This is a genomic window from Inquilinus sp., assembly GCF_057815775.1.
Map to the genome: position 1 here is coordinate 1 of NZ_JBYRFX010000187.1, position 17,414 is coordinate 17,414.

Below are 17,414 nucleotides of genomic sequence, written 5' to 3' on the forward strand. Positions count from 1 at the left end.
TGCCGAGGCCGTGTCTCTATGCGGCGCTGCGGATTACGGTGATCGGACCGATGAAGGAAAGAAAAATGCGCAGACCTCGCGCGGCAAGGGCTGGGTCGGCGGCGGAATTCTGTCCGGGTCGGACGGGTCGGGCTCTACGGACCGGCGCGCATGGGCCGGCACGATACCGCAGCCGGAGGCCAGCCAATCATTCACCGCATCCCCTTTTCGGGCGCACTCCATGGCCCTGTCCATATGGTCTGCCGCTGTCTCACCTGACTCCCTGACCAGGCAGACCATCATCTGAGACACGCCCTGAAAGGCAAAGACGTCCAGATCCGACGGCGGCCTCGGTTCCGGCTTCGACACACAGGCAGCCAGCGACAGCCCGCAGGCCAGCGCGGTCCACACCAATCGTTCACCCATCTCGTCCCCACTTGATGGCCTCAATGCGCAGAGTCTGAGGTCGGACGTGCCGCCGGGATGTAACGGCGCGCACAGGGGAGCGTGGACGGCCTGAGGCCGGTCCGGCCTCAGGCCGCGAAGAGCCTCAGCGCCATGAAGTCGACGAACACCCTGAGCTTCGGCGAGAGGTAGCGGCTCGACGGCCACAGCATGCGGAACACGCCGGAATGCGGGGTGTGCGGGCCGAGGATTGCGACCAGCGTGCCGTCGGCGAGCTGGCGGCGGATGGCGAAGTCCGGCAGGCAGGCGATGCCGAGCCCCTGTTCGGCCATGTGGATCAGCGGCTCGATCGTGTTCGCCACGGCGGTCACCGGCAGGTCGATCTCGGCCTCGCCGGGCCCGCGGCGCAGCGGCCAGCGCTCCAGCCTGGCGGTGGTGGCGAAGCGGTGGTGCAGGCAGGCGTGAGATTTCAGGTCGTCCGGCACCTCGGGCGTGCCGTGCCGCGCGAAATAGCCTGCGGCGCCGACCAGCATGAGCCGGAATGTGCCCAAATTGCGGGTCATCAGGCGCGAATCGCTGACCTCGCCGGCGCGGACCACGGCGTCGAAGCCTTCATCGATCACGTCGACCAGCCGGTCGGTGAAATCGAGGTCGAGTTCGATCGCCGGATAGGCCCGCATGAAGGCGGTCAGCGCCGGCATCATCAGCATGCCGACCAGCGGCAGGCTGACGCGCAGCCGGCCGCGCGGCGCGCCCTGGGTCTGGGCCAGCTCCAGCTCGGCCGCCTCGATCTCGCACAGGATGCGCCGGCAGCGCTCGAGGAAGCAGGCGCCCTCCGGCGTCAGCGTGATCGTGCGGGTGGAGCGGTGGAACAGCCGCACGCCCAGCCGCTCCTCCAGCCGGGTGATGGCCTTGCCGATCGCCGAGGACGACACGCCGAGCTGCCGGCCGGCGGTCGTGAAGCTGCGGGTGTCGGCGGCCTGGACGAAGGCGTTGAGCGGGCCGAGGTTGTCCATCGTCCGATCCTCATTGCGGACAAGATCGTCCGATGTGTTGGGAACTGTAGCGCAATTCTCCGAAGTTGCGGCAGCGATCATCTTTTCCGTGGACAAGGCTCAACCCCACGGGCGGACGGTTTCATGACCTCGACCATCACGACACGCGACGACGCGACCGGCCTTGCGGGGCAGCGGCGCACCGATACGGCGCCATCCCGGCCGGACCGCCTGCCCATGGCAGGCCTGCTGGCCCTGGCGATGGCCGCCTTCATCACCGTCCTGACCGAGGCGCTGCCGGCGGGACTACTGCCGCAGATGAATGCCGGGCTGGGTGTCTCGGATGCGCTGGTCGGCCAGCTTGTCACCGTCTACGCCATCGGCACGCTGGTCACGGCGATCCCGCTGACCGCGGCCACCCAGGGCTGGCGGCGGCGGCCGCTGCTGCTCGTCGCCATCGGCGGTTTCGCCATCGTCAACACGGTCACGGCGGTGTCGACCAATTACGGGCTGACGCTCGGCGCCCGGTTCTTCGCCGGGGTGTTCGCCGGGCTGCTGTGGGCGCTGGTCGCCGGCTATGCCGCCCGCATGGTGCCGGACCAGCAGAAGGGCCGGGCGATCGCCATCGTCATGGTCGGCATCCCGCTGGCGCTGTCGCTCGGCATTCCGGCCGGCACCTTCCTGGGCAGCGCGGTCGGCTGGCGCGTCACCTTCGGCATCGTGAGCGGCCTGACCCTGATCCTGATCGGCTGGGTGCTGGCCAAGGTGCCGGACTTTCCCGGCCAGGCGGCGGACCGGCGCCTGCCGCTCGGCCGGGTGTTCCTGCTGCCGGGCATCCGGCCGCTGCTGTTCGTCACGCTCGCCTTCGTGCTGGCGCACAACATCCTCTACACCTACGTCGCGCCCTTCGTCGGCCCGGCCGGCCTGGCCGGCGCGATCGACATCGTCCTGCTGGTCTTCGGCGTCGCCGCCCTGGTCGGCATCTGGATCACCGGCGTGCTGATCGACCGCCGGCTGCGCGAGCTGGTGCTGGCCAGCACCGCGCTGTTCATCCTGGCCGCCGCGGCCCTCGGCCTGTGGGGCGGCAATCCCGCCGCGGTCATCGCGGCGGTCGGCGCCTGGGGTCTCGCCTATGGCGGCGCGGCGACCCTGTTCCAGACCGCATCCGCCAAGACGGCGGGGGAGGCGGCCGATGTCGCCCAATCGATGATCGTCACGGTCTGGAACATCGCCATCGCCGGCGGCGGTCTGGCCGGCGGTGTCCTGCTGGAGACACTCGGCACCGCGGCCTTCCCCTGGGCGCTGATTCTGCTGCTAATCCCGACGCTGCTGGTCGCCTGGCGGGCGAAGACGCATGGCTTTCCATCGGCCGGGAGGCGGTGAGGGCGGAGATGCTGCTGGGGCTAGCGTGATAGGGCACTTCATGTTGCTGGTGCAAGCGTAGCCCGCCAATGCATGTCGAATTGCAGGTTTATTGATTTCCCCGATCTCACTCATGTAGCCAAACATCTTCAGCCTGTCTGTCTCGCGGGCGTTCTGTTCGCGAGCTTTCAGGAGAAGTGAGATGAATCTTCAGCAACGCCTTTCATTGCGCGGCGATGTCTGCGGTTGGACAAACGATAGCTCACCAATCCCGGCATGGGTGAGAGAGCAGATAATCGGTGATGTGGCGCCTAATGGTACGTTCATCATTGGAACGCCTATTGGTGCGGCTCGCGTACACGTGGGCAATATCGTGCTAAAATATGGAAATGGTATTTGGTCACGTTCGCTCGACGAAGTGTCGCAATTTGTCGATGGTCTCAAAGCGGAAAATTTTCCGTCCATAGCAACAGTTGGCCCAGGAAAATCAGCCCAGTTTGGATCGAGAGGAAAAATAACGAATAAACAGAAGAGCGAGGTTGAGCGGAAAAAAATTTTCAGGCCGGCCATTGGGATCATGCCCAGCATCGAATGGGTTCACACATCAGAGCTTACTGTTGACCTATCATACCAGAGATCCATCGAAAATGCAGGATCGCGCCGGCTGATTGCCAGCATAGCCACTAAATTCGATTGGAGGCTATGTGCTCCACTTGTGGTTTCAAGGCGCTCAGACGGCTCTAAAGTTATTATCGACGGTCAGCATCGATGGGCAGCTGCTGTTCAACGCGGCGATTTACCACAACTGCCGTGTTGCCTGTTCACCTATGCCAGCCCTGAAGACGAAGCCCGCATGTTCATCGTCGCAAATCGGGCACGCAAGCCAATGAATAGGCTCGATGACTTCCATGCGGCACTCGCGGCCGCTGATGAAGATGCACTTGAAATTTTTCGTCTCGTTACAGAGGCTGGGTTAGTGATAGGAAAAAACACTTCATCTGCAGCATGGAAACCTGGCCAAATTGCGTTTACGGCGTCTATAGCCACGGCGCTACGTCAGCATGATGAATCGATCGTTTCGGCAGCACTCACAAGCGTCGCAGAAGCCTTTAATGGACAAGCCTTGATCCACGGTGCTTCCCTTTTTGGCGGCCTAATTAAGATATTTGCATGTCCACCGGAAGGCTTTGATCCGGATAAGTTGGCGGTAGCCCTGCGGATATTCGATGTCGCTGGATGGGGAAATTTTGTTCGGAATCATCACGGTGGAAATGCACGATCGATTGCAATGCACGCTGCAATATTAGAAACCATGAAGCGCATTAATGATGAAATCATAGCATCTTAGTCAAACGGGCGCTGTGCGTCTGCCATGTCGGCACAGCGCCCGCCGCTATTGCTACTCAATGTCTCAGCAGGAGGCGCGCCTGTATGACTGGCGTGTGCTGGCTAGTGGCGGCGTCACGTGGCCCCGCTGCGTCATTCAGCAGATATCACGAAACAATTTTAGAAACGTTGTGAAAATGGCGGAGGGGATGGGATTCGAACCCACGATACGGCTCAACACCGTATACCCGCTTTCCAGGCGAGCGCCTTCAACCACTCGGCCACCCCTCCGTCTGGAGGCGGGACAATACTCACGAGGCCCTGCTTCGGCAAGCGGACTTATGCGTGTTTTTTTGCGGCGCTTCCGGCATGGCGACCGGGCCGGCCGCGCGATAGAGTCGGCGCCGCAAAAACGCACAGGGAAGCTGGGAGAGAGACATGGCCGAGGTGTTCCGGTTTGGTCGGGCATTGGCCCGGCAGCCCGGCGATTCCGCCGTCGACGGGCTGCGGGCCGTCGATCGCGGCGCGCCGGAGATGCATCGGTTCCGGGCCGAGCACGCGGCCTATGTCGCGGCGCTGGAGGCGGCCGGCGTGGCGGTCGAGGTGCTGCCGGCGCTCGCCGGCTTCCCGGATTCGGTGTTCATGGAGGATCCGGCGCTGACCTTCCCCGAGGGCGCCATCCTGCTGCGCCCCGGCGCGCCGACCCGGTTGGGCGAGGCGGCCGAACTCGCCGCCGAACTGCGCGCCCGATTCGACCGGGTGCTGGAGATGGAGGCCGGCTTCGCCGAGGGCGGCGACGTGCTGGTGACGCCGCGTGCCGTCATGGTCGGCCTGTCCGCCCGCACCGATGCGCGCGGCGCCGGGGCGCTGGCCGCGCTGCTGACCGAACTCGGCCGCAAGGCGGAGATCGTGACGCCGCCGCCGGGCGTGCTGCACTTCAAGACCGCCTGTTCGCTGCTCGATTCCGAGACGGTGCTGGCGACCGACCAGCTGGCTGGCTACTTCCCCGGCATGCGCGTGGTGCGGGTGCCGGAGGGGGAGGAGGCCGCCGCCAACGCCTTGCGGGTCAACGATGTCGTCCTGGTCGGAACCGGCTTCCCGCGCACGGCGGAGGTGCTCGACCGGCTGGGCTATCGCGTGGTGCCGCTGGATGTGGCGGAGACCAGCAAGCTCGATGCCGGGCTGTCCTGCATGTCGCTCCGGTGGAACCAGCCGGGCTGAACGGTCCGGTTCTGCGATTGCGGCAGAATCGCCGATGACGGGCCATGGCGTGTGCCGGGGCGCTGATGTAGGGTGCGCGCCCCGTTCCGGCCGGTTATATCGTATTCCGTGACTGCTTATCCCTCTCCGTACGACGACGCGGCCGACCAGGCGGCGCCCGCGGTTCCGGACCTTCGGGGCCGGACCATCCTGCAGGTGCTGCCGGCGCTCGGCACCGGCGGCGCCGAACGTGGCTGTGTCGAGGTCGCCGCCGCGATCGGGGCGGCGGGCGGCCGCGCCCTGGTCGCCTCGGCCGGCGGCGCCATGCTGCGCGACCTGGCCCGGGCGGGGGCCGAACACATCGCACTGCCGCTGGTCGGCAAGAACCCGGTCACGATCTGGCGCAACATCCGCCGGCTGGAAAAGGTGATCCGCGACCACGGCGTCGACCTGGTGCATGCCCGCAGCCGGGCCCCGGCCTGGAGCGCGCATGCCGCCTGCCGGCGGCTGGGCATCCCCTTCGTCACCACCGTCCATGCGCCGTACAACCAGGCCAGCGCCGCCAAGCGGCTGTACAATTCGATCATGGTCCGTGGCGACCGGGTGATCGCCATCTCCGACTACATCGCCCGTCACATCGTCGAGACCTATGGCGTCGACCCGGCGCGGATCCGCACCATCCCGCGCGGCGTCGACCTCCGGCAATTCGCGATCGAGGCGGTCTCGGCCGAACGCATCATCAGCCTGGCCCGCGCCTGGCGGGCGCCGGACGACCGGCCGATCGTGCTGATGCCGGGGCGGCTGTCGCGGTGGAAGGGCCAGACCGTTGTGATCGACGCGCTGGCACGGCTGGGCCGGCGCGACCTGCACTGCCTGATCGTCGGCAGCGACCAGGGCCGCAGCGGCTATCGGCAGGAGCTGATCGGCCAGATCGCCGCCAAGGGGCTGAACGGCGTGGTCCAGCTGGTCGATCACTGCGACGACATGCCGGCCGCCTACATGCTGTCCGACGTGGTGGTGCATGCCTCGACCGACCCCGAGGGCTTCGGTCGGGTGGTGGTCGAAGCGATGGCGCTGGGCCGGCCGGTGATCGCCACCAATATCGGCGCGCCGCCGGAGGTGGTGGTCGAGGGCGAGACCGGCTGGCTGGTGCCGCCGGCGGATCCGGACGCGCTGGCGGCGGCGATCGACCGGGCCCTGTCGCTGACGCCGGACGAGCGCAGCTGGATGGCGCAGCAGGCCATTGCCACCGTGACGGCGCATTACACCAAGGATGCGATGACCGGCTCGACCCTCGCCGTGTACCAGGAGCTGCTGGGCGTCCCGGCAGCCGAACCGGCGGGGTAGGGCGCCGCGATGCTGCCGCTGCTCGCCAAGACCTATGCCCTGGCCGGGGCGCTGGCCGCGCCGGGCCGCACCCGCCGGATCATGCAGCTGAAGAACCGCCATGCCGGGCAGCGCTGCTTCTTGCTCGGCAACGCCCCGTCGCTGGTCGAATTCGACCTGTCGAAGCTGGCCGGCGAGCAGTTCTTCGTGGTCAAGAAGGGCTACAAGGCGGTCGAGCACGGGTTGCCGTCGCCGATTCCCTATTACGTGCTTAGCGACCTGCGCGGCTGGGACCGGATCAAGGCCGATGTCTCGACCCTGCCGGTCGGCACCTATCTCGTGCGCGACACCATCGCCGCCAAGCCGGAGTTCCGGCCGCCTGCCGACCGGGTCGTCACCTTCCCCAGCTATCGCGGCGGCCTGCGCAAGCAGGGTTTCCGCCACCATCCCTGGCAGGGGCTGGGCAATGATTCGACGGTGATCCTGTTCGCAGCGCAGATCGCCTGGTACATGGGCTTCGCCGAGGTCTACATCCTCGGAGTCGATCTCGACTACGCCCAGGCGACCACCTATTTCTATGCCGACGGGCAGAGCGAGACCAACCAGTACGCCCGGCCCGAGGACGAGATCTACGCGAAGGAATTCGGCACCCTGCGCCGGGCCTTCGAGGCCGATGGCCGGATCCTGCGCAACGCCGGACGGCATGGCTCGGTGATGGGGCTGGAGCGGGCGGATTACGATTCGGTGCTGGCGCGGCCACGGCCCTGACCGCAGGCTGGCCGTGCCGCCGGACGCGAAATAGCAATCGACCCTAAAGACAACTTAACCCGTCTGTGCCATGGATTGGGTGGGGGAGTGATGTCGGCGGCGCCGGCGGGCCCGGCTGTGTCATCGGCCGTCGGCCTGGCCGGCGATGGACAGCGTCCGCCGCCGGTATCGAAGAAAAGAATTCGGAACGCGAGTGATCAACATAGGTGGCGAACGGATCGGTGTCTTATGGCCCGCCCAGGGGCCGGGCATGACGGGGCCGAGCCGATGAGACGGCGGATGTCCCGCCTGCTGACGCTGCGGATGCGTCTGGCCGTGCTGCGCGAAGCGCTCTGGAACTCGGGCAATGCGCGTCGCCTGCGTGAGCATCGTGCCCGGATCCAGGGTGAACTGCCCTTGCCGGACGAGGCCGGCGCAGGGCCGGGAATCGTGTTCGTCGCCTGCGACGATGTCTATTACGCGCGCTTTGCCGCCGACTTCCTGTTCTCGGCGGAGGATACCGGGCACGCCCATCGCATCCACATCCATCTCTACGCCCCGTCGGCGCAGACACTGGCCCATATCGATGCGCTGCGCCGGAACCTGCAGCACACCCGGCTGACCTGCAGCTGGGAAGACGACGGCTATAAAAGCTACGGCATCGACGAGACCATCTACTTCGCCGCGGCCGCTTCATCATGATCCATCACCTGCTGCAGGCCTCCCGGTCGCCAATTCTCGCCTGCGATATCGACGGCTTCATCCATCGCCCGCTGGATGAGGCGTTCACACTGATCTCGGGTGCCGACGTTACCTTCCATTTCCGGCTCGGCGAGCGTCGGATCTGGCGGCGCATCCTCGCCGCGGCGGTGGGCATCGCCCCCACCGTCCAGGGCCTCCAATTCGCCGGGCGGATGGCGCTCTGCATCCAGGCCAGCCTGCTGCGGCGGCCGGATTTCCACACCGACCAGACGATTCTCTATTTCCTGTATCGCTTCGCCCAACGCTGGTGGCCCGCCATCCGCTGGCAGCACCTGCCGCTCAGTCTCGTGGACTATGATTTCCGGGACGACAGCTTTATCTGGACGGCGAAGGGCCCACGCAAGGAGGATGCATCCTTCGTGCGGGTTGTCGGCAACCTGCAGAGCAAATATGCCCCGGAATATGGCGCGCTGCCCCGGCTGGAACGCAGGGAAACCCGGGCCGTGCCCTGATTGCGACATTTCGATCGCGATAATGCCAGGGGCGGCGGAGCCATTCGGTCGCGGCTTGGCTTCGGAATGCCGACCGCAAACCTAGTGTGATGTCGCACACGGTATGGTATTTCTTTTTCAGACAGGTTGCGTGTAAGCGGCCCTCCATATGCCGAGCTGAAAGTTCAATTCGGTCGAATCTGAGGAAATGCGGGTTCTTAGGCAAGAAATGATGAGCGGCGCTTCACTGAAGAGACTGTCCAGAGGGTTCCTGAAGCGCCTGTCGGTTACTGTTCTTTTGCAGAATCTGGTCGACACCAAGGCTCGGGAGGCGGTCAAGGCTTACCGCCTGCGAATTCGCGGCAATACACCCGATATGGGTGCGCCTGGTATTGTTTTTTGCGGTTGCGACGACGGCTACTACAAGAAATTTGCCCCGAGTTTCCTGTTGTCGGCAGAGAAGCTGGAAGAGCCGCTGCACATTCACGTGCATCTCTATGGGCCGTCGCAGGATACGCTCGACCATATCGATCGGATGCGGCGGTCGCTGCGGCATGTGGCGCTGTCGTTCACATGGGAAGATGATTCCTATAAGGCGCTCTCACTTCCCAAACCGATCTATTTCTCGGCGGCGCGGTTCCTGGTGCTGCACCATCTGCTGCTGGCGTGCCGGGCCCCGATTCTGTGTGTCGACATCGACGGCATCATCCACCGGCCGCTGACCGACGTGTTCAAGATGATCGAGCGGGCGGATGTCACGCTACATTTCCGGCTCGGCGAACGCCGCGTCTGGCGGCGGGTCATGGCCGGGGCCGTGGGGGTCAGCCACACCCGCGAGTCGCTGGGATTCTGCGAGAAGCTGGCCTCCGGCATCTGGTCGGCGCTGCACATGCGGCCCAGCGACCATATCGACCAGCCGGTCATCTACTACCTCTACATCATCCGCCGCTGGCTCAAGCGCCGGATCCGCTGGCAGCACATGCCGGCGCACCTCGTCGATGTCGAATTCTCCGAGGACAGCGTGATCTGGTCGGCCAAGGGCGCGCGCAAGGAAGACGCGGTGTTCGCCCAGGCCGCCTCCCAGCTCGAGGCGCAGTACACGCTGGATGTCGAGCAGCCGCACGCGATCTATGCCGAACTCCGGGGCAGCGGCACCCATGGGTAGGGTGTTCGTGTTCTGGGGCGTTTCGATCGGAAAACCCGGATCGGCCCTGGCCGAAGGTGCGTCGCGCCTCGGCACCGTCCATATGAGCACCCCGTCCCGGTTCGAGCCGGACGACATCGCCATCCTCTGGGCCCCGTTCCGCGGCACCTTCCGCAGCGACATCTACCGGCAGATCCGGGCCGCCGGCGGCCGCGCCATCATCGGCGAGAACGGCTGGCTGTCGCCGATCCAGGGCCGGAAGTATTTCCAGGTCGCGCTGCATGGCTGGAACGGCACCGGCTGGTTTCCGGACGGCAGCGGCAGCCGCTGGGATTCGTGGAACGTACCGCTGCAGGACTGGCGGCGCGACGGCGAGACCATCCTGGTGGTCGAGCAGCGGCCGAAGGGCATCAACCTCGACCCTCGCGCCATGCCGCCCGGCTGGGCGCAGAGCGTCGTGCCCCACACCCGCCGGCCGGTCATCCGCCGCACCCGCTTCACCGAAGCGCCGCTGGACCAGCAGCTCGACCAGGCCTTCGCCACCCTGACCTGGACCAGCACTGTGGCGATCAAATCGCTGATCCGCGGCGTGCCAGCCTTCTATTGCGGGCCGACCATCAATTGCGGCGAGCTGATGCAGCGCGGGCTGGATGTCGACCATCCGGTCTATCCCGACCGCGAGGCGGTGTTCCGGCGCTATGCCTGGATGCAGTGGACCGAAGACGAGATCCGGACCGGCGAGCCCTTCGCCCGGCTGCTGGCGGCGCCGCATGACGGCAGGCCGGAGATCCTGATCGATCCCGATGCGGTGTCGTCGGCCTGGACCATGGCCGGCCGGCTGCGCGCGGCCAGCGCGCGTCGCGGGCCGTTGGGGCTGGTCGCGCGCCGTCTGGTCGGCCGGGGATGATATCGCCCCGGAGGCCGGCGGCGGCCGGCTTCGGGATATCGAAAGCGGCCGAGCGTGATTCGGCGGGATCGTGGGGACACCAGGCCTGACCATGGCGACGCTGCATCATTCCCGCCTGCAACTCGCGCGGATCTATCTCGCCGTGCTCTCGGAAACGGTGCGGAAGACCGGCCATCTCCGACGGTTGCGCCAGCATCGTTCGCGGCTGATGGGCGATCTGCCGGCCCCGGGAGCGCCGGGGATCGTCCTGTGCGCCTGTGACGAGATCTATTATGCCCGGTTCGCGTCGGACCTGGTGCTGTCGGCCGAGGCGACAGGGGAGCGGCACCACCTCCACCTTCATCTCTACGCCCCGTCGCCGCAGACGCTGGATCATGTCGGGCAGCTGCGGCGGAGCCTGACCCATACGGACCTGACCTACACCTGGGAGGACGGGGCGTTCGAACGCTATGGCGTGGATGCGCCGATCTACTTCACCAGCGGCCGCTACCTGGTGATGCACCATCTGCTGATGGAATCACGCGCGCCGGTGCTTTGCGTCGACATCGATGGCCTGATCCGGCAGCCGCTCGGCCAGGCGTTCGAACAGATCGGGGCCGCCGACCTTACCATCCATTTCCGCCTGCATCGGAAGGAACCCTGGCGCCGGGTGCTCGCCGCGGCCATCGGGGTCAATCCGACGCCCAAGGGGGTTCGGTTCTGCGAGCGGATGGCCAGCAGCATCGAGGCCGTCCTGCACCAGCGGCCGGTCTATCACATCGACCAGACGATCCTGTACTACGCCTACAGCATCCGGAAGCGTCTGGGGCAGGGCGTCCGCTGGCAGAACCTGCCGCTGACCTGGGTGGATTACGAATTCTCGGATGACAGCCTGATCTGGACGGCCAAGGCGGCGCGCAAGCAGGATGCCCGTTTCCGCAACGCGATCGCGTCGCTCGAGGCGCAGTACGAGGCGCTGTACCGGGCGTTGCCGGATCTCCCGGCGCCCGGCGCCCGTTAGCGCCATCCCGCCCCGCCGGCGCCACTTCCCGCTTGCCCCGGTCGCCGATCGGCGGATATCACCGCTGTCGGGCGGGGGACCGCACAATCCCCGGGGAACGGGTGCATGAGGTTTTTCGTCGATCTGCCGCAGGGTGACCGGAAGCCCTGGCGGGAGTGCATCGCCGGGTGCGAGCGGCTCGGTCCCACCCAGGTCGGGCTTCCCGACCGGTTCGAGCCCGACGATGTGCTGGTCGGCTGGTCGATGTTCCGGGCTTCGCGGCGGTGGCGGGTGTATCGCGCCGTCAAGGCCGCCGGAGCGCGGGCCATCATCCTGGAAAATGGCTGGCTGTCGCCGCTGGCCGACGCCCGCTGTTTCCAGGTTGCGCTGGATGGCTGGAACGGAACCGGCCGCTTCCCCAGCGGCGGGCCGGAGCGTTGGCGCTCATGGAACGTGCCGCTGCAGCCCTGGCGCCGTGAGGGCCGGCATGTCCTGGTGGTCGGGCAGAAGCCGCAGGCCATGAGCGATCCCCGGCGGATGCCAGTGGGCTGGGCGCAGAGCCTCCGGCTGGAGACCAAGCGGCCGATCATTCGCCGCATGCCCTCGGCGGCACGCCCACTTGCCGTGGACCTGCGCGATGCCCATTGCACCGTCACCTGGACCAGCACCACGGCGATCAAGGGGCTGATCGCCGGCATTCCGGCCTTCCATTGCGGTCCGAACTCGCTCTGCCCCGAGCTGTCGAAATTCGGGATCGAGGTCGACCATCCGATCTTCCCGGATCGCGAGCCGACATTCGAACGCCTCGCCTGGGGGCAGTGGAGCGGGGCGGAGATCGCCACCAGCGAGCCCTTTGCCCGGCTGCTGGCCCTGCCGCATGACGGCCTGCCGGCCCCGGTCGAAGACCTGCCGGCGATCCGGTCGCATTACACGGTGATGGGCCGGCTGCGCGACCTGGCGCTTCTGCTGCCGGGAGACAATGCGATCCGCCGACGGCTCGGCATGTCCTGAGGCCGCGCCGCAGGCCGCCGCCCGGGTGGGCCGGGCCTCAGCGCCGCAGGCGGGCGATCAGGTTGTCGTGGGAGAGCTTCGCGCTGGCGGCGAGGCGGTCGTCGATGATGCCGGCGATACGCCCGGCCTCGTCCAGCGGCGTGTAGGCATAGGGCTCGATCGTGCCGGCAAAGGGCCGGGTCAGGCCCAGCGTGTCCTGCATGTCGCGGTGGAACCGGTGGAACTTGTCGAGATAGATCCCCGGCTTCTCGTCGAGCGGGATCGAGAACACGGGCTTGCCGGTCGACGCCGCCTCGCAAGTCATGGTGATCGAATCGACCGTCACCAGCACCGCATCGGCGATGGCCAGAAACTGGAAATACGGGTTCTCGCCGCTGCGGTCCCAGATGAAGCCCGGGCCGCCGCCCAGGGCCTGCTGCAGCCGTGGCAGCACCGACGGGTCGGACCGGCGCGACGTGGTCACCAGCGGGGCCCAGCCGGCATCCTGCAGGCCCTTGAGTTGGCCGATGATGGTGTCGATGCGCGCGCTGGAAAAGCCGTAGCCGGGATTGGGCCCGCCGATCAGCACAGCGGCCCGCCGGCCGGGCAGGATGCCGAAGCGCTGTTCCGCCGCGGCGCGATGGCTTTCGACCAGCGCGGCATCGACCCGGTGCGGCGCGCCGACCATCGGCAGCACGTCGTCGCGGCCGTCGAACTCCGGCCGCCAGTCGTGCCGGCCGACGAAGCACAGGTCGAACCGGTCGAAGCCGACGGTCGGCACCTGCAGATGCACGGTGAAGATGCGGCCGCCGGACCGGCGCGTGGCCGCCATGACTGCCGGCTCGGCCTGGCGGCCGCAGGAGATCGACAACTGCGGCCAGGGCGGCCGGATGCGGTTCAGATGGACGTTGCGGATATGGGTCCAGCGCCGGTTCAGGCGGCGGGCCAGCCCGGTCTTGTTAGGATCGGGCCGCCGCACAAGCCGGGTCTCAATCATGAAGCGCAACGTCAGCCGGGCCGCGATCGCGACGTTCAGCTTCTCGGCCACGCCACGGCACTGGGCGATGGTGCCGGCCTTGCTCTCGCTGACGATCCAGCAGCGGATCTCCGCCGGCGCGGTCGTGGCCGGAGGACTCAACCCCAGTGCTCGGCCACCCACGGCGTCGGCCGGACATGTTTCGACCAGCGCCCCGGCCAATGCCCGCTGATGGCGTATTCCGGCTTCGGGTCGCCATGGAACACGACGATGCGCGCGCCTTCCGGGCGGCGCGGGGTCATGAACCAGTTGAACAAGCCCAGCGGCCCGCCCGGCATGCAGTGCTTCTTGAAGCTCACGCACCAGGCGTCTGGCCACCAGGTGATGTCGCCGATGTGATCCGAGACGTAGGTCTGCGAATTGCGGTAGCGGGCGAAGATCTGCCGGTGGTTGGCGATCAGGTTGTCGAGCACGTCCTGATGCGCCCCGATCTCGAACCGGTAGACCGAGGTGTTGCCGACGCGGCGATCCGGATGGGTCCAGTTGTGGATGACGCAGAAATCGCCGGGATGGTCGAAGAACGGGTCCAGCGCATCGACCACGACGATGTCGAGGTCGAGGAACAGCGTCGGCCCTTCGAGGTCACCGAGCGGCTGGCCGAACAGCGTAACCTTGCGCCAGGGCAGGTTGCGGTGGGGTTCCGGCACCTGCAGCACCGGCATCGGAAAATGTTCGACCCCGGGCGCCAGCCCGGTCGGGTCGTCGGTGAAACAGACGAAACGGTGCGGACGCGCCAAATTCCGGCTGACCATCGCGTGCAGCCGGTTGACGTATTCCGGCCCGTATTTCGGGCCCCATTTCGCGCAGATGACGTTGACCATCAGGCATTTTTCCATTCGCTTGACTGCCGAGGTAGCATGCGGGTCCGGTCGGCTCAAGCGACGTGCCGCCGCGCCCGGTGGATCCGCCTTCCGCGCATGGCTCGTCGGGTGGGCCTTGAACTTGCCCCCATGCCGATCGACATGGCCTCTGGCCACGGTGGCTGCACAAGCGCCGGCGCCTGACTCCGCCGGCGGTCGGGCAGCAAACCATTGACAGCATTCCCCTGCTCCTTACAGTGCCTCGCCTTCTCCGGATGAAAGACGTGGATAGACTCATGGCCGAGCCCGACGGCATCGCCATCACACTGCCCGACGGCGCGGTGCGTCGCTTCGACCGCCCTGTGTCGGGCGCCGACATCGCCACCGACATCTCGAAGAGCCTGGCCAAGGCTGCCCTGGCCATGACCATCGACGGCAAGCTGTCGGACCTGGCGACCGTGATCGACCGCGATGCCAAGGTCGGCATCGTCACCCGGACCTCGCCCGAGGCGCTGGAACTGATCCGCCACGACGCCGCCCATGTGATGGCCGAGGCGGTGCAGGAGCTGTATCCCGGCACCCAGGTCACCATCGGCCCGTCGATCGAGAACGGCTTCTATTACGACTTCGCCCGCGACGAACCGTTCACGCCCGACGATCTCGTGAAGATCGAGGCGAAGATGCGCCAGATCATCGGCCGCAACGCCGCCTTCACCCGCGAGGTCTGGGATCGGACCGCGGCGATCGAGTTCTTCAAGGCCAAGGGCGAGAAGTACAAGGCCGAGATCATCGAGGACCTGCCGGAGAGCGAGGCGATCTCGGTCTACCGCCAGGGCGACTGGCTGGATCTGTGCCGCGGCCCGCACATGCCGACGACCGGCGGGATCGGGCAGGGCTTCAAGCTGATGAAGGTGGCCGGCGCTTATTGGCGCGGCGACCACCGCAACGCCATGCTGCAGCGGATCTACGGCACTGCCTGGCGCGACCAGAAGGAGCTCGACGTCCATCTCCACCAGCTGGAGGAGGCGGAGCGCCGCGACCACCGCAAACTGGGCCGCGAGATGGATCTGTTCCATCTGCAGGAAGAGGCCGCGGGCAGCGTGTTCTGGCATCCGAAGGGCTGGACCCTTTACCGGACGCTGGAGAACTACATTCGCGGCATGCTGGAGCGTGCCGAGTATGTCGAGGTGAAGACGCCGCAGCTGGTCGATTCCAGCCTGTTCAAGGCGTCCGGCCACTGGGACATGTATGGCGACAACATGTTCAAGGTGGCGATCGGCACGAAGGAAGACGGCTCGCCGGAGCGGCTGGCCGGCATCAAGCCGATGAATTGCCCCTGCCATGTCCAGATCTTCAAGCAGGGCATCGTCAGCTACCGCGACATGCCGATCCGGATGGCGGAATTCGGCAGCTGCCACCGCAACGAGCCGTCGGGCGCGCTGCACGGGCTGATGCGGGTGCGCGCCTTCACCCAGGACGACGCCCATATCTTCTGCACCGAGGAACAGTCGGTGACGGAATCGGCGCGCTATATCGGGCTGCAATACGAGGTCTATCGCGACCTCGGCTTCCCCGACGTGGCGGTGAAGCTGGCGCTGCGCCCCGATGTGCGGGCCGGGTCGGACGAGCAGTGGGACATCGCCGAACAGGCGCTGCGCGATGCTCTGGTCTCGGCCGGGCTGCAGTTCGAGGAATTGCCGGGCGAGGGCGCCTTCTACGGCCCGAAGATCGAGTTCCACCTGACCGATGCGATCGGCCGGACCTGGCAGTGCGGCACGCTGCAGTTCGATTCCGTGCTGCCGGAGCGGCTGGACGCCACCTATATCGGCGAGGACGGGGCCAAGCACCGGCCGGTGATGCTGCACCGGGCGATCCTCGGGTCGCTCGAGCGCTTCATCGCCATCCTGATCGAGAACTATGCCGGCAAGCTGCCGCTGTGGCTGGCGCCGGTGCAGGCGGTGGTCACCACCATCACCAGCGAAGCCGATTCCTATGCCGAAGAGGTGTATGAAGCGCTGGCGGCGGCCGGGATCCGGGCGGAAATCGACCTGCGCAACGAGAAGATCAACTACAAGGTCCGCGAGCACAGTCTGAAGAAAGTGCCGCTGATGCTGGTGGTTGGCAAACGCGAAGCGGAAAACCGGAGCGTGGCGCTGCGACGCCTGGGCGGAGACGCGCAGGAAGTGCTTGCCCTGGACGAAGCCGTTCATAAACTTGTGGAAGAAGCACGATCACCGTTGACATCCAAAAGGGGGAGGGTGCAGACGGGGTCCCAGCAATTGACGGAGGCTATCCATAGCTAGACCACCACAGAACGCCCTGCCGACCCGCGACGGGCCCAGGGTGAACCGCGAGATCGATACGGCCCAGGTTCGGCTGGTCGGCGCGGAAGGCGAGATGATCGGGGTCGTTCCCCTGCGCGAAGCCCTTTGGGCTGCGGAGCAGGCGGGGTTGGATCTCGTCGAAATTTCGCCGAATGCCGAACCACCGGTCTGCAAGATCCTCGATTACGGCAAGTTCAAATTCGAAGCGCAGAAGAAGAAGAACGAAGCGCGGAAAAGGCAAAAAGTCATCGATGTCAAGGAGATCAAACTCCGTCCGAACATCGACGACAATGATTATGATGTGAAGATGCGCAGTGCGCGACGCTTCCTCGAGGAAGGTGACAAGGTCAAGGTGACCATGCGCTTCCGCGGGCGTGAGTTGGCGCATCAGGAGATCGGCATGAATGTGCTGATCAAGGTGCGCGACGAACTGCAGGACCTGTCCAAGGTCGAGCAGATGCCGAAGATGGAAGGTCGTCAGATGATCATGGTGCTCGCGGCAAAATAGCCGCGGGCGCGATGGGGACCGGACGGCCCCGCTGCCTGGCCTCGTTCTCGGGGGACGGCGCGGGGACATTGTCGTGACTGCTGCACGGGTGGGAGGCGAGGATGCGGATCGGCGTCGATCTTGGGGGTACGAAGATCGAGGCGATCGCCTTGGACGATGTCGGGACGGAGCTGCACCGCCAGCGCATCCCGAC

At 66.3% G+C, this 17,414-nt stretch carries 17 protein-coding genes and 1 tRNA gene; 14 read left to right on the forward strand and 4 right to left on the reverse strand.

Features of this window, described 5'->3' with window-relative positions; translation table 11 throughout:
- The coding region (locus AC3XYG_RS06660) for a hypothetical protein (protein ID WP_489139025.1) at positions 1-286 on the forward strand (286 nt) is incomplete at its 5' end.
- 226 nt (positions 287-512) lie between these two features.
- Here AC3XYG_RS06660 and AC3XYG_RS06665 read toward each other — a convergent pair.
- Positions 513-1,400 (reverse strand): LysR family transcriptional regulator, encoded by an 888-nt coding sequence (locus AC3XYG_RS06665; protein ID WP_489139026.1) that lies wholly within the window; start codon positions 1,398-1,400, stop codon positions 513-515.
- A 123-nt stretch (positions 1,401-1,523) separates the two neighbouring features.
- Between AC3XYG_RS06665 and AC3XYG_RS06670 the strand changes: the two genes are divergently transcribed.
- On the forward strand, positions 1,524-2,762 hold the full coding sequence (locus AC3XYG_RS06670; protein ID WP_489139027.1) for an MFS transporter: 1,239 nt from the start codon (positions 1,524-1,526) through the stop codon (positions 2,760-2,762).
- Positions 2,763-2,943: 181 nt separating this feature from the next.
- Positions 2,944-4,089: a DUF6551 family protein gene (locus AC3XYG_RS06675; RefSeq protein ID WP_489139028.1), complete on the forward strand. Its 1,146-nt coding sequence runs from the start codon at positions 2,944-2,946 to the stop codon at positions 4,087-4,089.
- 176 nt (positions 4,090-4,265) lie between these two features.
- Here AC3XYG_RS06675 and AC3XYG_RS06680 read toward each other — a convergent pair.
- Positions 4,266-4,358, reverse strand: a tRNA-Ser gene (locus tag AC3XYG_RS06680).
- A 147-nt stretch (positions 4,359-4,505) separates the two neighbouring features.
- On the opposite strand from AC3XYG_RS06680, the gene AC3XYG_RS06685 reads away from it, so the two are divergent.
- The 9 genes from AC3XYG_RS06685 (at position 4,506) to AC3XYG_RS06725 (ending at position 12,574) form a co-directional block, all read left to right on the forward strand.
- Positions 4,506-5,288, forward strand: coding sequence for an arginine deiminase family protein (locus AC3XYG_RS06685; protein ID WP_489139029.1), 783 nt, complete (start codon positions 4,506-4,508; stop codon positions 5,286-5,288).
- A gap of 108 nt (positions 5,289-5,396) precedes the next feature.
- Positions 5,397-6,614 (forward strand): glycosyltransferase, encoded by a 1,218-nt coding sequence (locus AC3XYG_RS06690; RefSeq protein ID WP_489139030.1) that lies wholly within the window; start codon positions 5,397-5,399, stop codon positions 6,612-6,614.
- Between the two features lie 9 nt (positions 6,615-6,623).
- Positions 6,624-7,361 carry a hypothetical protein gene (locus tag AC3XYG_RS06695; RefSeq protein ID WP_489139031.1) on the forward strand — a complete coding sequence of 246 codons (738 nt, stop codon included), beginning with the start codon at positions 6,624-6,626 and terminating at the stop codon, positions 7,359-7,361.
- 279 nt (positions 7,362-7,640) lie between these two features.
- A complete protein-coding gene (locus tag AC3XYG_RS06700; protein ID WP_489139032.1) occupies positions 7,641-8,042 on the forward strand; it encodes a hypothetical protein in 402 nt (133 codons plus the stop codon).
- The gene (locus tag AC3XYG_RS06705; protein ID WP_489139033.1) at positions 8,039-8,554 is read left to right on the forward strand and encodes a hypothetical protein; all 516 of its coding nucleotides are present in this window, start codon (positions 8,039-8,041) and stop codon (positions 8,552-8,554) included. Before AC3XYG_RS06700 ends, AC3XYG_RS06705 begins: the two co-directional genes overlap by 4 nt.
- Positions 8,555-8,762: 208 nt before the next feature.
- Positions 8,763-9,698, forward strand: a complete 936-nt coding sequence (locus AC3XYG_RS06710; protein WP_489139034.1) for a hypothetical protein — start codon at positions 8,763-8,765, stop codon at positions 9,696-9,698.
- Positions 9,691-10,584, forward strand: coding sequence for a hypothetical protein (locus AC3XYG_RS06715; RefSeq protein ID WP_489139035.1), 894 nt, complete (start codon positions 9,691-9,693; stop codon positions 10,582-10,584). Before AC3XYG_RS06710 ends, AC3XYG_RS06715 begins: the two co-directional genes overlap by 8 nt.
- Positions 10,585-10,654: 70 nt before the next feature.
- Positions 10,655-11,584, forward strand: a complete 930-nt coding sequence (locus tag AC3XYG_RS06720; RefSeq protein ID WP_489139036.1) for a hypothetical protein — start codon at positions 10,655-10,657, stop codon at positions 11,582-11,584.
- Between the two features lie 105 nt (positions 11,585-11,689).
- Positions 11,690-12,574: a hypothetical protein gene (locus AC3XYG_RS06725; RefSeq protein ID WP_489139037.1), complete on the forward strand. Its 885-nt coding sequence runs from the start codon at positions 11,690-11,692 to the stop codon at positions 12,572-12,574.
- Between the two features lie 37 nt (positions 12,575-12,611).
- On the opposite strand, the gene AC3XYG_RS06730 is transcribed toward AC3XYG_RS06725, so the two are convergent.
- Both AC3XYG_RS06730 and AC3XYG_RS06735 read right to left on the reverse strand, forming a co-directional pair.
- Positions 12,612-13,691 (reverse strand): mitochondrial fission ELM1 family protein, encoded by a 1,080-nt coding sequence (locus tag AC3XYG_RS06730; RefSeq protein WP_489139038.1) that lies wholly within the window; start codon positions 13,689-13,691, stop codon positions 12,612-12,614.
- Positions 13,688-14,410 carry a hypothetical protein gene (locus AC3XYG_RS06735; RefSeq protein ID WP_489139039.1) on the reverse strand — a complete coding sequence of 241 codons (723 nt, stop codon included), beginning with the start codon at positions 14,408-14,410 and terminating at the stop codon, positions 13,688-13,690. Before AC3XYG_RS06735 ends, AC3XYG_RS06730 begins: the two co-directional genes overlap by 4 nt.
- Before the next feature lie 275 nt (positions 14,411-14,685).
- Between AC3XYG_RS06735 and thrS the strand changes: the two genes are divergently transcribed.
- Positions 14,686-16,692, forward strand: coding sequence for a threonine--tRNA ligase (thrS, locus tag AC3XYG_RS06740; protein WP_489139040.1), 2,007 nt, complete (start codon positions 14,686-14,688; stop codon positions 16,690-16,692).
- A 40-nt stretch (positions 16,693-16,732) separates the two neighbouring features.
- Positions 16,733-17,221 (forward strand): translation initiation factor IF-3, encoded by a 489-nt coding sequence (infC, locus tag AC3XYG_RS06745; RefSeq protein ID WP_489139041.1) that lies wholly within the window; start codon positions 16,733-16,735, stop codon positions 17,219-17,221.
- Positions 17,222-17,414: the final 193 nt, after the last annotated feature.